The sequence below is a fragment of the Paraburkholderia sediminicola genome, assembly GCF_046030555.1.
In the GTDB taxonomy this organism is placed as follows: Bacteria; Pseudomonadota; Gammaproteobacteria; order Burkholderiales; family Burkholderiaceae; genus Paraburkholderia; species Paraburkholderia sediminicola_E.
In genome coordinates, this window is the sequence record NZ_JAQQCH010000010.1 from 97,746 (window position 1) to 112,844 (window position 15,099).

Annotated in this window: 10 protein-coding genes; 4 read left to right on the top strand and 6 right to left on the bottom strand. The window is 61.8% G+C overall.

Annotated features, from left to right (window positions below):
- Positions 1–80 precede the first annotated feature (80 nt).
- The 4 genes from PQQ52_RS16220 (at position 81) to PQQ52_RS16235 (ending at position 7,025) form a co-directional block, all read left to right on the top strand.
- Complete coding sequence (locus PQQ52_RS16220) at positions 81–926, top strand: M15 family metallopeptidase (protein ID WP_325043007.1); 846 nt, start codon at positions 81–83, stop codon at positions 924–926.
- 267 nt (positions 927–1,193) lie between these two features.
- A complete protein-coding gene (gene tssM / locus PQQ52_RS16225; RefSeq protein WP_408213048.1) occupies positions 1,194–5,078 on the top strand; it encodes a type VI secretion system membrane subunit TssM in 3,885 nt (1,294 codons plus the stop codon).
- Entirely contained in the window at positions 5,075–6,067 is a 993-nt protein-coding gene (tagF, locus tag PQQ52_RS16230; RefSeq protein ID WP_325045172.1) for a type VI secretion system-associated protein TagF, read from the top strand. The genes tssM and tagF overlap by 4 nt, the downstream gene beginning before the upstream one ends.
- A 4-nt stretch (positions 6,068–6,071) precedes the next feature.
- Positions 6,072–7,025 (top strand): OmpA family protein, encoded by a 954-nt coding sequence (locus tag PQQ52_RS16235; protein WP_408213051.1) that lies wholly within the window; start codon positions 6,072–6,074, stop codon positions 7,023–7,025.
- An 82-nt stretch (positions 7,026–7,107) separates the two neighbouring features.
- Here PQQ52_RS16235 and tssA read toward each other — a convergent pair whose 3' ends face one another.
- The 6 genes from tssA to PQQ52_RS16265 form a co-directional block, all read right to left on the bottom strand.
- Entirely contained in the window at positions 7,108–8,220 is a 1,113-nt protein-coding gene (tssA, locus tag PQQ52_RS16240) for a type VI secretion system protein TssA (RefSeq protein ID WP_408213054.1), read from the bottom strand.
- Positions 8,221–8,286: 66 nt separating this feature from the next.
- Positions 8,287–10,962 carry a type VI secretion system ATPase TssH gene (gene tssH, locus PQQ52_RS16245; protein WP_408213057.1) on the bottom strand — a complete coding sequence of 892 codons (2,676 nt, stop codon included), beginning with the start codon at positions 10,960–10,962 and terminating at the stop codon, positions 8,287–8,289.
- A gap of 35 nt (positions 10,963–10,997) precedes the next feature.
- Positions 10,998–12,092, bottom strand: a complete 1,095-nt coding sequence (gene tssG, locus PQQ52_RS16250) for a type VI secretion system baseplate subunit TssG (protein WP_408213059.1) — start codon at positions 12,090–12,092, stop codon at positions 10,998–11,000.
- On the bottom strand, positions 12,056–13,894 hold the full coding sequence (gene tssF / locus PQQ52_RS16255; protein WP_408213062.1) for a type VI secretion system baseplate subunit TssF: 1,839 nt from the start codon (positions 13,892–13,894) through the stop codon (positions 12,056–12,058). Before tssF ends, tssG begins: the two co-directional genes overlap by 37 nt.
- 122 nt (positions 13,895–14,016) lie before the next feature.
- The gene (gene tssE, locus PQQ52_RS16260) at positions 14,017–14,496 is read right to left on the bottom strand and encodes a type VI secretion system baseplate subunit TssE (protein ID WP_054036473.1); all 480 of its coding nucleotides are present in this window, start codon (positions 14,494–14,496) and stop codon (positions 14,017–14,019) included.
- Between the two features lie 82 nt (positions 14,497–14,578).
- Positions 14,579–15,082, bottom strand: coding sequence for an Hcp family type VI secretion system effector (locus PQQ52_RS16265; protein ID WP_054036475.1), 504 nt, complete (start codon positions 15,080–15,082; stop codon positions 14,579–14,581).
- Positions 15,083–15,099 lie beyond the last annotated feature (17 nt).

Here is a 15,099-nt window from a genome sequence, read left to right on the forward strand (position 1 = left end):
TCCGGCTCCTCTCCGAGCAGGCCTGATTCTAAGAGCAAGCATTACAAAATACAATTGTTTCCAATTTTCCGGGGTCGACTTTGATTGCCGTAGTACTTCTCGCCTATTTCGCCATCGCCGTTGTGATCGCCGCAATGCTGCTATTGCCGGCGGTACGCGCCTCTTTATTAGGCGCCGCACTCGCTATTCATGGCCGCGTTATGCGCGGGGCATCGCAAGGCGCTTCTCGTGCTCGAGGCCAATTAGCACGTTCGGCAAAAATTTCGCAATCGACCGCAGTCGATATGCAAAAGTTACTGGCGAAGCGGCGCTTGCTGATTTTTACCACCACAGGTATTCTTGCGACGCCGCCATTGGTGGCATTGGCTTTACGCGGCCGGCAATTATTCCAATTCGATGACACTGCACGGGTACCGGACGAGAAAATTGCCGCGTTATTGAATGGCGAACAGCTCGTGCCCCCGCCGCCGCTGCCGCCCGAGGTATTTGCAACGCAGGAAGTGGAGCAGATTCGGCCCGCGCTGAAAGACGCGAGCCGCGACTGGAATTTGCTCGACGCCGATTTCAGAACACGTTTATTGCTCGTTTACAAAATCATGCACGAGCAATACGGGTATGAGATGGCATTGCTGGAAGGTTATCGCAGTCCGGAGCGGCAAAACCGGCTTGCGCAAATGGGGGGTAACGTCACCAATGCCGCTGCGTTTCAGAGCTATCACCAATACGGTCTTGCCGCGGATAACGCCTTTTTGCGCGACGGCAAGCTCGTCATTTCAGAAAAAGATCCCTGGGCCATGCGAGGTTATCAGCTATACGGACAGACGGCCGAACAGGTCGGCCTGACGTGGGGTGGCCGCTGGAAAATGATGGATCTCGGGCACGTTGAATATCACAAACCGGGTTTCGTCCTGGGGCGCGGTCATTAAGACGAAGTAGGCAATAAAGAGGTTGCAATGGGGCGTTCAATCAAATTTTCTGGCAAAAGTCGGCAATGTCGCGTGCATAGCGGCATTCGTCCAATCGCCATTGGCGGCCCATCCCATGGCGGATTTAACAATCCAGCCGCATTCACCTCCACCTGAATATGCTTTCGTTTTGTTTCAAACGCGGCACAGGCAGACTTTGCCCGCGCTCGCGTCATGCTGTTTGCCAGACACGCGCCACAACACACATCACCAAGACCTGAACGGCTTATGCGACGCATTCTTAACGTGTTGACCCATACACGCACGCTCTCGATCATCGGCTTGCTCGCGCTCGCTGCTGTTTTGTTCATCGGCGCCGATACCCTGCAGATCGATCTGATGTGGCCTGCCATCGTGCTCGGCGCGGTGATCGCGCTATGGCTGCTGGTCTGGGTGGTGCGCCGGCTGCGCGCGCGGCGCGCGAACAACAAGCTCGGTGAGATGCTCGAGCAACAGGCCGAAAAGCAGAGCGAAACCGGCCCCGCCCCGACGCCCGCGCGCCAGGCCGAACTCGACGTGTTGCGTACCCGCCTCGTCGACGCAGTGAAAACGATCAAGACTTCGAAGATCGGCCAGATGTCCGGCGGCTCGGCGCTGTATGAAATGCCCTGGTACATCGTGATCGGCAACCCTGCTGCGGGCAAGAGCAGCGCCGTGCTGAATTCGGGCCTGCAATTTCCTTTCGCCGACAAGAACAATGCGGTGATTCATGGCATCGGCGGTACGCGGAATTGCGACTGGTTCTTCACGACGGAAGGCATTCTGCTCGACACCGCTGGCCGCTATTCGGTGCACGAAGAAGACCGCACCGAATGGCTCGGCTTCCTTGGCCTGCTCAAGCGCTTCCGGCCGAAGGCGCCGATCAACGGCATCATCGTCACGGCGAGCATTGCCGAGTTGACCAGCAGCAAGCCCGAATTCGCGATCAACCTCGCGAAGAATCTGCGCCAACGGGTGCAGGAGTTGACCGAGAAGCTCGAAGTGTTCGCGCCGGTGTATGTGATGTTCACCAAGGCCGATCTGATCACGGGCTTCACCGAATTTTTCAGCGGCAGCGACCGTCACGAATACGACCGCGTGTGGGGCGCCACCCTGCCCTACGAGCCGGACGAGAAGCGCGACGTCGTTGGGCTCTTTGACGAACACTTTGAAGAACTCTACGACGGCCTGAAAGAAATCAGCGTCGCGCAGATGTCGATCAACCGCGGCAACAAGCTCTCGCCGGGTCAGTTGAGCTTCCCGCTCGAATTCTCGACGATCAAGCCCGCGTTGCGCGCGTTTCTCGCCACGCTGTTCGAAACCAATCCGTTCCAGCACAAGCCGATTTTCCGCGGCTTCTACTTCACCAGCGCATTGCAGGAAGGCGAAACCAACAGCGCCGCCGCTACGCGCATCGCCAACCGTTTCGGCCTCTCCGCGGACAGCCTGCCCAAGCCGCATAGCGCGTTTTCGAAGAACGGCTTCTTCCTGCGCGACCTGTTCTCCAAGGTGATCTTCGCCGACCGGCAGACCGTCAAGCAGTTCGCCAGCCCCGCCAAGACGCGCATGCGCTATGCCACGTTCTTCGGCTTCGTCGCGGCGCTCGCGCTGGCGCTCGGCGGCTGGACGTGGTCGACGATCGGCAATCAGCAGCTCGCCGACAATGTAAAGGCCGACCTCGACAACGTGGTGCGCCTGCAGCAGAACCGCAACGACCTGCAATCGCGTTTGCAGGCCATGGACATTCTGGAAGACCGCATCGACCAGCTCGAACAGTTCCGCCGCGACAAGCCGCTGGCGGTTTCGCTCGGGCTGTATCAGGGCGACCGTCTCGAGCAGCACTTGCTCACCGAGTATTACAACGGTGTGCGCCAGATCCTGCTCGATCCGGTCTCGCAGAATCTCGCATCGTTCCTGAAAGACGTCAACGCACACCCCGATCAGCTCGCGCCGCTGAACCGCACACCGGACGCCTCCGCGGTGCCGGTGTCCGCGCATACGGCGATGGCGACGAACAGCCAGGGCGGCCTGTATAGCGACGCGTCGCCGACCAATGTCGAAGACGCGTACAACGCGCTCAAGACCTACCTGATGCTGAGCGACAAGCGTCACGTGGAAACCGCTCACCTGACCGATCAGGTCGCGCGCTTCTGGCGCGGCTGGCTCGAAACAAATCGCGGCAACATGCCTCGTGACGAGATGATCCGCAGCGCCGAGCGCATGATCACGTTCTATCTGTCGCGCGTGTCCGACAACGACTGGCCGATGATCGACGAGAACCTCGGTCTCGTCGACCAGACGCGTGAAAACCTGCGCCGTGTGGTGCGCGGCATGCCGGCCCGTCAGCGCGTCTACGAGGAAATCAAGGCGCGTGCGTCGACCCGTTTCGCGCCGATGACGATCGCGCGCATCGTCGGCGAAAACAATACGGCGCTGGTAGCGGGCAGCTACGCGATCCCCGGCACCTTCACGCGTGAAGCGTGGTTCCAGTACGTGCAGCCGGCGATTCGCGATGCCGCGACCAAGGAATTGCAGGCGAAGGATTGGGTGCTCAACACTTCCGCGCACGACGACCTGACGCTGGAAGGCAGCCCTGAGCAGATCCAGAAAGCGCTCGTGGCAATGTACAAAACCGAGTACGCGATGCATTGGCAGAAGTTCATGCAAGGCATTGCCGTGCAGAGCTTCGGCAGCTTCAGCCAGGCGGTGGATGCGATGAACCGTCTCGGCGATCCGCAGGACTCGCCGATCCGCAAGGTGCTCGAAACCGCGTACGACCAGACCTCGTGGGACAACCCTTCGCTCTTCAACGCGAACCTGAAGCGCGCGCAAACCGGCATGACCAGCTGGTTCAGGAACTGGTTCTCGCGTGCGCCGACTGGTCAGTTGAGCGCCAATATCGACATCAACGGCAATCCGGCCGAAGTGCCGATGGGGCCGATTGGCCAGGAGTTCTCGGCGTTGGGCCGCATCGTCGTCTCCGGCGACAACGGCTCCATGTTGAAGGGCTACATGGACACGCTTTCGAAGGTTCGTACCCGCTTTAACGTGATCAAGAACCAGGGCGATCCGGGACCGGGCGCGCGTCAGCTGATGCAGCAGACGCTCGACGGCAGCGGCTCCGAATTGGCCGATTCGCTGAAGTACGTCGACGAACAGATGCTGACGGGGCTCACCGATTCGCAACGCAAGGCCCTGCGCCCGCTGCTGGTGCGTCCGCTGATGGCGGCATATGCGGTGGTGATCCAGCCGGCCAGCGTCGAAGTCAACAAGGTGTGGAACGCGCAGGTCTATCAAACCTTCCAGAGCTCGCTCGCGAACAAGTATCCGTTTGCAAGCGACGCGAAGGTCGAAGCCGGTGCCGGTGAAATCGCCCAGGTATTCGGGCCGGACGGCGTGATCGCCAAGTTTGTCGGCACCACGCTCGGGCCGCTCGCGGTGCGTCGCGGCGACACGCTGACCTCACGCACATGGGGCGATATGGGTCTCGCGCTGACGCCTGACTTCACCAGCGGTTTCGCACGCTGGGTGGCACCGCTTGCCGGGGGCGCCGCGTCCTCGTCGGGTCAAAGCTCGGCCGAGCCGCAGACCGTGTTCCAGATCCTGCCGCAGCCGAGCAGCGGCACCACGGAGTACACGCTCGCGATCGACGGCCAGCAAATGCGTTACCGCAACACGCCGCCGCAGTGGACCAACTTCGTCTGGCCGAATCCGTCGGGCTCGCCTGGCGCGACGCTGAATGCCACGACCTTCGACGGCCGCACGCTGCAACTGGTCAACGAGCCGGGCCGCTATGGTCTGGAGAAGCTGATCAACTCGGCGCAACGCAAGCGCCGTCCGGACGGCACCTTCGATCTGTCGTGGACGCAAGGCAACGTGACGGTGGCAGTCAGCATGCGCATCATCAGCACGTCGCAGGCTTCGGGCAGCGCCACTAGCGACGCGCCGCAACAACAGAGCCTGCGTGGCTTGCGGCTGCCGTCTTCGGTGGCGGATGTGAGCGCGGCGGCGAATTCAGTCAATGCGACGGCCGCGGGTGGCACACCGGGCGTCGCGCCCGCTGCCACGCCGACGTCGCCAGCGGCACGGCCGGCAACGGCCGCCGCGGTTTCGAACACAGGGGGTGCGCAATGACGCAAACCGTGCAGGCGCAGATCGCCTACTTCGGCAAGATTCCGTCGCGCGGCGACTTCGTCAAAAGCCCGCACAACCCGCAGTTGCTGGCCACGCTCGACCGCTGGATCGCCGAAGCGATGGAACTGCTCACCGACGATCCGCGCTGGAAGATCGTCTACGAAAGCGCCCAGCCGATGCACTTCGCGTTCCTGGGTTCGCGCAGCAAGCTGGCGATTGCGGGGCATATGGTGGCGAGTCAGGATCAGTCGTCGCGACGCTTTCCGTTTCTTGCGGCGACCGCGCTGGAAGTCGAAAAGCCGCTGACGTTCCTCGCGCGCAGTCCGCTCGCCTTCGCGCGCCTGTGGTCGCGTGTCGCGTCGCAGATGAAACCGCTGCTCGGTGTGAGCGAGCCGGCCGGCGCGCTCCAGGCGCTCGGCGAAACGCAGGTGCAGATCGAAATCGGCGGTGGGCCGGGCAATCCGCATGACGGCACCTTCAACGACTTCGTCGAGCATCAGACACTCGCCGGCCTCGAACAGATGCTGCTTGCGAGCGGTCATCCGGTGCGCTTGCGCGGCGCGATGCTGGCGCTCGGTTCGCTACTGCGTCCGGTGATGCAAAGCGGTTCGTCGCATCTCGAGCGCGGGCTGACCCTGCCGCTGCCGAACGATCCGTTCTATCGCTCGCTAGTCGCCGCGTTCTGGCTCGAACTGATCGCACCGTTCGTTTCGCAGGCCGATTTCGAACTGGCGATTTTTATCGGCACGATTGCCGAGCGCGAGCGGCTCATCATCGGCTTTAACGGCGCCTCGGCCAAAACGCTGCATAGCGTGGTCGATCCGCAGGCGTACGCGGCGCATAACATCGATATCGACGATCCCGAGTGGATCGACGATCACGCACAAAACGACCATGGCATCAGCAAGCTCGTCAGCTACCTCGACCAACCGCAACTGTCGTTGCGTGTCAGTATCGACACGTTCCGCGAAGCATTCACGGGAGCGTGACACGATGTTGAGCAAACACACGCGTATTGCCTCGCTGCTGGCCGGCCTTCTGATCAGCACGCTCGCCCATGCCGACAACGACGGCCCGGCACGCGTCACGCCGGTCGACAACAGCGGCATCGCGATTCGCACAACGGCTCTGCCACCGCCTTCGGCGCAGCCGGGCAATGCAGGCCCCGCGGTCAGCACGGCCGGGCTGGCCAGCGGCACCACCGGCGCCGGCACCGGTGCGATCAGCGCCTCGCCGCCGCCCGCCAATGCCATGCCGGGCCAGGTCGTCGTGGGCGGCAAAGTGCCGGATGAAGCGACCAAGGCCGCCGTGCTGGCACGTCTGCGCGACACCTACGGCGCGTCCAACGTGGTCGATCAGATCGAAGTCGCCGACGTCGCGACGCCGCCGAACTGGTCCGCCAACGTGCAAAAGCTGATCGGCCCGCAATTGAAGCAGATCAGCAAAGGCCAGTTGAAGATCGACGGCACGCAGATCGACGTGAAAGGTGAAGTGCACAACGAATCGCAGCGTCAGCAGCTCGCAAGCGATATGGCGAACGCACTGAATCCGACCTACACGATCAAGAACGGTCTACGCGTGAGTGCATCTGAACAGGGTGTGCTCGATCAGACGCTGGCGAATCGCACGATCGAGTTCGAGACCGGCAGCGCGACGCTCACGCCGCAAGGCCGCGCGATTCTCGATCAGATGGCGGCCGTGTTGTCGAAGATGCAGACGAAAACCGTGGCGATCATCGGCCATACCGACAACTCGGGGAATCGCACCTCGAATATCGCGCTGAGCCAGGCGCGTGCGGACGCGGTGAAGGGTTATCTGGTCGCCAAGGGCATCCCGCCCGAACAGATGACAACGACAGGCGTGGGTCCGGATCAGCCGATTGCGTCGAACGATACGACCGACGGGCGGGCGCGTAACCGACGTATTGAATTTCGTGCGGGGTCTTGAGTTGTTGCTTGCCTGACCGCGCGATCAAAAAAAAACCGGGCGATGTTCGATGCCAGGCTTTTTTGTTTGCACTATGGAAGTTTTAGCTGTTTTCCTCAGGCTTCACGCCCAGCAGTTCGCGAATATGCGCGAGTGATCCACCGTCCTTCACGACCGAGGAAAGCCACTGATGCAAAGGCATATCCGCGCACTCCGCCGCCTTGTCGGCGAGGTAAGCCGCCGGATTATGCGGCTCGGTGCTGCGAAAGAATTTGGCCACGGCACGCAATTGCGCGACGGCCTGCGCCCGGCTCTGGATTCCTGCAATCGGGCCGCTCGGGATAGTCTGGCTGGTCGTCAACACGGGTTCCTCGCGTTGCGGTGAAGTCTTGAAGGTAGGCTCGGCGCGTTCGTGCTCGTCCGGCTTCGGCGTCTTTGGCGGCGACGCTTCCGCGCTTACGCCCAGTTCGCGTGCGAAGCGTTCCGCCAACCGGTAGACGTTTTCATACGCATCTTTCGCCTGACGGAAGCTCGGTGCCGAATCAGGAGCACGCTGGTCCAGTTCCTGTTCGAGCGCGAGCATCGCCGCTTCGAACGCTTTCAGATCGACCAGCAGCGTTGAGTAGAACGCCGGCGGCGTGGCGCGTTTCGACGCCTCGATCTGCTCGATGGAAGCCTTGCCGCGCGCGATATCGTCGGCGTGATCCGGATCGCGCTTGACCGCTTGCGCGACATGTGTGGCCACGTCCCAATCGATCGTGCTGTACGAGTTCCCTTGCGACGACGTGAGCGGCATCGCCCGCAGCAGATCGCCGGTGCGGCCGACCAGCCACGCGACGTTGCCGAGGCGATACTCGGTGTCATCGCCTTCCGGCAGCGGATGCACGTGATCCCAGTACTGTTCGCACAGTCCCGTCAGCAGCGCATATCCTTGCGTGAGACCCGTCACGCCGTCTTCGATGGCAAGCGCCTCGGTCAGCCAGACGGCGAGGCGCAAGTCCTTGGTCTGCGCCTGTAGCAGGCTGCTGGCGCGTTCGACCACGAATGGCCAGTCGGCCTCTTTGATATCCGTGACCCATTCGCCTTGATCCAGCGACGGGTCTTCGAATCGGCGCGCGTGCTGGATCGCGTCGAAATCCGCTGAAAACAGCAGGTCTTCGCCGCAAGGCGAGGCTTCGCTGATCGGGGCCAGCAGCGTGTTCAGATTAGTCGGCATAACAGAAAGCAATAAGTATCCGGTACGGCATTAAAACAGATTGGCAGGCAAGTGGGGCATGCCTGCTCACACAACCGTGTATTCGAACTCGCCCGCTTCGCTCGCGCGTACCGCGATGCGTTCGATCGCGGTGCCGTTGGCAATGCGCTCCAGCACCTGCTGCGCGACTTCCGGCAGGAGCGTGCCGTTCAGAATGTGGTCGACATTGCGCGCGCCGGAGTCCACTTCAGTGCAGCGCGCGAGCACCGCATCGACTAGCGACTCGTCCCACTCGAACACCGCCTTATGATTCGACTCGATGCGGCGGCGAATCCGTTCCAGCTTCAGGTCGATGATTTCGGCGAGCACGTCGTCGGTGATCGGGTAGTACGGCACCACTTTCATCCGGCCGAGGAACGCCGGCTTGAACGTCTTGTACAGTTGCGGGCGCAACGTCTCCGCGAGTTCGTCCGGGTCCGGCAGTTCTTCGGCGGCCTTGTTCAGGCATGCCTGCATCACCGCCTGCGAACCGACGTTCGAAGTCAGGATGATCAGCGTGTTGCGGAAATCGATCTCGCGCCCTTCGGCGTCGTCCATCGTGCCCTTGTCGAACACCTGGAAAAACATTTCCAGCACGTCAGGGTGCGCCTTTTCCACTTCGTCGAGCAGCACCACCGAATACGGATTGCGACGTACCGCCTCGGTCAGCACACCGCCCTCGCCGTAACCGACGTAGCCCGGCGGCGACCCCTTCAGGCCCGACACGCTGTGCGCTTCCTGATACTCACTCATGTTGATCGTGACCATCTTGCGTTCGCCGCCATACAGCACGTCGGCGAGCGCCAGCGCGGTTTCGGTCTTGCCGACCCCCGACGGTCCGACGAACATGAACACGCCACGCGGTTTGTTCGGGTCCTCGAGACTCGCGCTGGCGGTACGTACGCGTTGCGCGATCGCATCGAGTGCATGGTCCTGCCCGATCACGCGAGCGGCCAGCAGCGGTTGCAGATTGAGCACGGTCTGGATTTCGTCCTTGATCATGCGGCCAAGCGGAATGCCGGTCCATGAAGCGACGATTTCGGCGACCACGTGGCCATCCACCTGCAATGGGACCATGGGTTGGCCGCCCTGCAAGGCATGCAATTCCGCAACGCGCGTGGCAAGCGTGTCGCGCGCCTGCTGCGCCTTGTCGGCCTGGCCGGCGTCTACGCTGCTCACGCGCGCGGCGTCGATTTCCGCACGCAAGCCGACGATCTCCGTCACCAGTGCGCGCTCCTTGTCGTAGCGCGCTTCGTCAACGGTCAGGTCTTTCACGTCCTCTTCGCGCAGGCTGCGCAATTCCGCGAGCCGCTCGTCGTGCAACGCGCCGCTCGCCACCTCGCGCTCCAGCGCGGCGATTTCGGCGTCGATACGTTCGAGCCGCTTCTTCGTGTCGTCGATCGCGGCAGGTGTCGAGCTATGTGCGAGCGCGACTTTGGCGCAAGCGGTGTCGAGCACGCTGATCGCCTTGTCCGGCAGCTGGCGACCGCTGATGTAACGATGCGACAGGCGCACCGCTTCAGTAATCGCATCGTCCAGTACGCGGACGTTGAAGTGCTTTTCCATCAACGCGGCCATGCCGCGCAACATCGCCGCCGCGAGCATCTCGTTCGGCTCTTCGATCTTGACGACCTGGAAACGCCGCGCCAGCGCTGCGTCTTTCTCGAAGTACTTCTTGTATTCGCTCCACGTGGTCGCCGCGATGGTGCGCAATTCGCCGCGCGCCAAGGCCGGTTTCAGCAGATTCGCCGCATCGTTCTGCCCGGCCTGACCGCCGGCGCCGATGATCGTATGCGCTTCGTCGATAAACAGAATGATCGGATGCGGGCTCTTCTTTACCTCGTCGATCACGTTTTTCAGGCGGTTTTCGAACTCGCCTTTGACGCTGGCGCCCGCCTGCAGCAGGCCCATATCGAGCACATGCAACGCGACGCCTTTCAGCGGCGCGGGCACATCGTCAGCCGCAATGCGCAGCGCGAGACCTTCGACCACGGCGGTTTTACCGACGCCCGCCTCGCCCGTCATGATCGGATTGTTCTGCCGACGGCGCATCAGGATGTCGATGGTCTGGCGAATCTCGCCTTCACGGCCAATCACCGGATCGATCTTGCCTTCACGCGCACGCTGCGTGAGATTGCTGGTGTACGTATCAAGCGCCGGAGTTCTGGAAGGCGCGCCGGGTGCCGATTCGGCCGCAGCTGTATCGCTTACGCCTTCCGCTGCGTTCTCCGCGGCGTTACTCCGTTCGACCTCACGCGAGCCCGCGGTCAATTCGTCGAACTTGTGCTTCAGATCCGTCACCCGCACGTCGCGCAGCAGCGGCGACATGCGCTCAGCAAACTGCGCGAGATCCGGCGCGGTCAGCAACGCGAGCAGCAAATGTCCCGAGCGTATCCGGCCGATCTGCGAATCGAGCGATGCAATCAGCCACGCCTGTTCGAGCAAGTCGATCAGATGCTTCGAAAACACCGGCGTGCGTGTATTGCCGGTCTTCAAACGTTGCAACTCGCGCTCGATATCCGCGCGCAAAGCATGCGCGTCGACCCGGCTCGCACGCAGCGCCAGCGTGACGTCGCTCGCCGGTTCATCCAGCAGCGCCAGCAACAGATGCTCGAGGTCGACCTCATAGTGACCGCGCGCGAGACAGTTGTTCGCCGCGAGCAAAGCCGCCTGCCGGCAGGTCGGATTCAGTTTGGCGATCAGGGTATTGAGGGACGTGCTCATGTCGTGCGATCCGGGTCCAGGTTCTATCGTTGTGGTCAGTGAATCACGTGCAATTCGTAGCGGGCATCCGCGCGGTCACGGTCGGCTGCCTTGGTGCACAGGAAGGCGTCCCAGCCGAGGCGCGCGCCACCGCTCAACATGCTTGGCCCCACTTCCGCGCGGCGCAGCACCAGCGAGATCTCGTATTCGAGCGTCACGCCGGCGAGCAGCGTCAGCATGCGTTCGAGCGCCAACGCGCGGTCGGCGCCAGGTAAAAACGCTTCGTAGTCGGCTTTGTTGAGCGGCCCGATCACGAGCCGCGCGCGCATGTCGCGCTGCCAGACGCGCTCGCCCGCCAGCGCGGTGGCGCCGAGCGTCGCGTTGACACCGCCGAGCACGGTCAATTGATCGCGCGGGACGTCGTACCATTTGCCGACGAACTGCTCGACGCGCACCCGCACCTTGAAGTACTCGGACAGCGTGCGTTGCAAATAGGCCGCTGAAACCGGCCGATGCCGTGCGGCCAGCGCGTAGCCGGCAATCGCTTCGTCGAATAACGCGCCGTCGCCGCTTTGCAGACTATTGCGCGTATCGTCGTCGGCGACGCCTGCCAGCGCGAGCAACAGCGGCAGATAGCGTTCGTCGCGATCCAGTTCGTAATGAAACGGCAGCCTGTACTTCTTCCACGCCGCGTAGAACAGCGCAGTCGCGCGATTCGAAAACACGTCGAAGAATTCGCGCGCGGCCCGGTCGCGCTGAATCTGCTCGCGCGCGATGATCTGCTCGGTGTAATGCAGCGGCAATGCGCCCTGCCCGCCGAGCAAACCGAAAAACGCCGGCGTGATATCGACCTTGTGGAGCGAACCCGCTGCAAGCGCGGCGGTGCGCTGCGGCTTCTCTTTCAGCGCCGTGCCCTCATCGTCGTACGACTGCGCGCTGTGAATTTCGCTAGGCGGAAACGACATCGACAGCGAATTGCGAAAAGCAATCCGCTGCGCGACGATTTCGCCGGGGCGTCCGTTACTCGATGGCGTTTGCTGCGCGAACCACTTCTCGAGAATCCGTACCGCCTGAAAAAATTCGAAGCGATGCGGTTCGTCGAGAAGTTGCTCGACTACGCCAGGATCGATTCGCCGCTGCGGGGTTTGCATCGCAGAATCTCCTCGCCGGTGCGCTTCGACACGACGACCAGTTGCACAAAGCTGTTCAGATGCACGTACAGCCCAAAAAACGTATCGATCACTCGCACGAACGACGCGAGACTCGTGCCGACGAAATGCTCTTCGTCGATCGTCAAACGAATCTCAATGCCGCGCACGAAGGTCGCGAACGGCTTGCCCGGCAGCCATTGCACCGCTGCGCGTTGCTCGATGCCGACCAATCCGTCGATATGCCGCGCCGACACTGCCGTGCGCCGCAAATCGTAAAGCACCAGCATTTCCTTGAGCGCCGACAGACCGCTATTGGCGAGCGACACATGATTCAATGCCAGATGCGAAATCAGCCGCCAGTGCGACGCGCGCCCGCGCTCGAAACGCACGCTAGGCGTCGGCCTGCGCAGCATCGAAATGCTGCCGGTCAGCGAACCGCCTTCCAGAAAAAGATCACCGCCTTCGAGACCCACGGCGAGGCCGGCTGGCAAGTCGCGATTGGTACATGTCAGATCGAGACTGAGCGTATCGGTTTGCGGTGCGGCCGGTTCGAAGTCGATATCGACGATCGAGATTTCGGTTTCGTAACCCGGGCTTTTCTGCGCGACCCAATCATTACGCCGCGCGAACCAGTAGTGCCCGGCACGTGCCGCTTCACCGTGATGCAGCGAATAGAACGGCCGGAATTCGATTACCGATTCTTCATGCGCCTTCTGCCGGACGAGTTTCACCGAGTCGATCGAATAGACCTCGTAAGCGAACGCCCGACGCGCCTCAGCGATCACCGGGTATGAAACCGCCTGATGGCTGACGCGGATCGGCTCGCCGTGCTGTTCGAACAGGTTCACCACCGGCGTGCAGAACAAGCGGAAATGATGCGCGGACAAGGAATCCAGCAGACGCGCGATGTGCGAATCGCTACGCACTTCCTTGAGCACGATGTGCAGCGTCAGACGCTGGCAGCGGCCGCTCGCGCGTGTCATCGCCGTCAGATCGAAATCGGTGAAATTGAATTTTTCGGGGAACGCGAAGTATTCGGTCAGCAGCCGGTAGGCCGGATGCGATTTGGCCGGATAGTCGATCAGTGCATCGTCTTCATCGAAACCGGCTTGTACGACGGGCGATTCACGCAGTTGCTTCCACACGCCACGCCGGTCGGCTTCGACATACGTGGCCATTGCGTTGACGAACAGGCAGTCCGCCAGCGCCGCGATGAACGATTGTTCGCCGTGCAGGTGCGTGCGCAACGTGCCGACTTTCAATGCGGAGAGATCGAGCTGCGCGGCCGTCGATTCGAAGGTGATCGACACGATCGCCGTGGCGTTGCCCGGCAAGACGGTTGCGCTCGGCGCCATCGCCACCGACGTGTACTTCGCCTCCGAGATGCGGATCGGCGCCAGCGTCACGTCGTAGGCGGTTCGGAAACGGCATTGCACGCCGCGAATCGGGCGCGACTTGAGTTCAGTGCCGCGCTCGACCAGGACCGGTTCGGTCAGGTGACTGAGCGTGGCCGAGGTGCCCAACTGCGCGATCGAGCACGACGGGAACGGCCGCAGGTAGTGCGGATACAGCACTTCCAGCAGCGCTTCGGTAAATTCGGGGTAATCGTCGTCGAGCTTCTTGTTGATGCGCGCGCCCAGCAGGGCGAACGATTCGATCATCCGCTCGACGTGCGGATCTTCGCAGTGCTCGCCGGACATTGCCAGACGCGCTGCGATCTTCGGATAGCGTTCGGCGAAATCGCGCGAATAGCGCCGCAGAAATGATAATTCGCGCTCGTAATACGGCAGCAATTCTTCCATCGATATCCCCGGACCTGAATCCTCTCCGCCCAATCCATGCCACCGTTGCGCGTTAACGGCGGCAAAGCGGTACTAAAAACACTAAAAAGCAGGTACTAAAAATCAGCCGCTAAAATCAGGTACTAAAGCTTCGCGCGTGCGCGCGTCACCGAGTATTGCAGCGTAGAAGGCTGAAGCATTGCATCGAAACTCACCGGTTCTTCTGCCGGGTGCACGACCAGCAGCGCCTGAATCGCAAAGTTCAGCGCGTTGGTGGATTGTTCGTTCAGTTCGAGCGTGACTGCCACCTGCTGCAAACGCGGCTCATGCCGCGCGATTGCCTGTTGAATCGACTTGCAGATAAACGTACGGTCGTAGTGACTCGCGAGGCTTAAGCCCGCGAAATCGTTCAGACCGTATGTGAGCACCGAGCGCTGACATTCCGGCAGTGCCGCCAGCTCGTGCTCGGTCAGGGCGATCCGGGTGTTCAGGATCGCCTCGACGTCGCGCGCGACGGTGGCCTTCAACTCGTCCAACGACAATTGCCGCATCGCCGGGGAAGCCGGCAGATGCGGTTCGTCGTCGAACAGCTTGTCGAGAAAGCTGGGTTCGAAGCGTTTCATCAGCGTCCGAAAACCGGTTCGACGCGAGGCGCGCGCGGCGGACGTCAGCCTTTTCAGGCCGCACGCCGCGTGCGCCCCGGCATCAGACCGCGTACGTCTTGTCGTTCTTCGTCAGGCTCCACGCGCCTTGCGCGTTGCCGCCCTGGTTGCCGCCGATCTTCTGCTGCGTGTACTTCCACTGCACGGCAGCGTACTTCAGCGAGAACTGTTCGGTCGGCAGGCCTTCGCCCACCACGCTCGGCGTGGCGCTCGAGATGATCACGTACTTGAGTTTCACTTCCAGGTACTTGATGCGATTGCCTTCGCCGTCCGAACGCATGAAGTCGATCGTCACTTCGTCGAACGTCGTGCCGCCCGATGCGTGTTGATAGATCAGCGGGCTGACCACGTCGATATCTTTCGTGAACTGCATGTCGGCGTGCTCGCAGCGCTCGGACGTGTGACCACCCGCCGTCGAAGCTGTTGCCGAACGCGGTTGCGTAATCGAGTGGCTCCACGAATCGATTTCGATCCAGCCAGCATGATCTTTATCGGCAGACTCGCCTTTGATCGCCGGATTGCCGAATTTTAAATAGATGTCCTTCATAACTCATCGACTCCCCA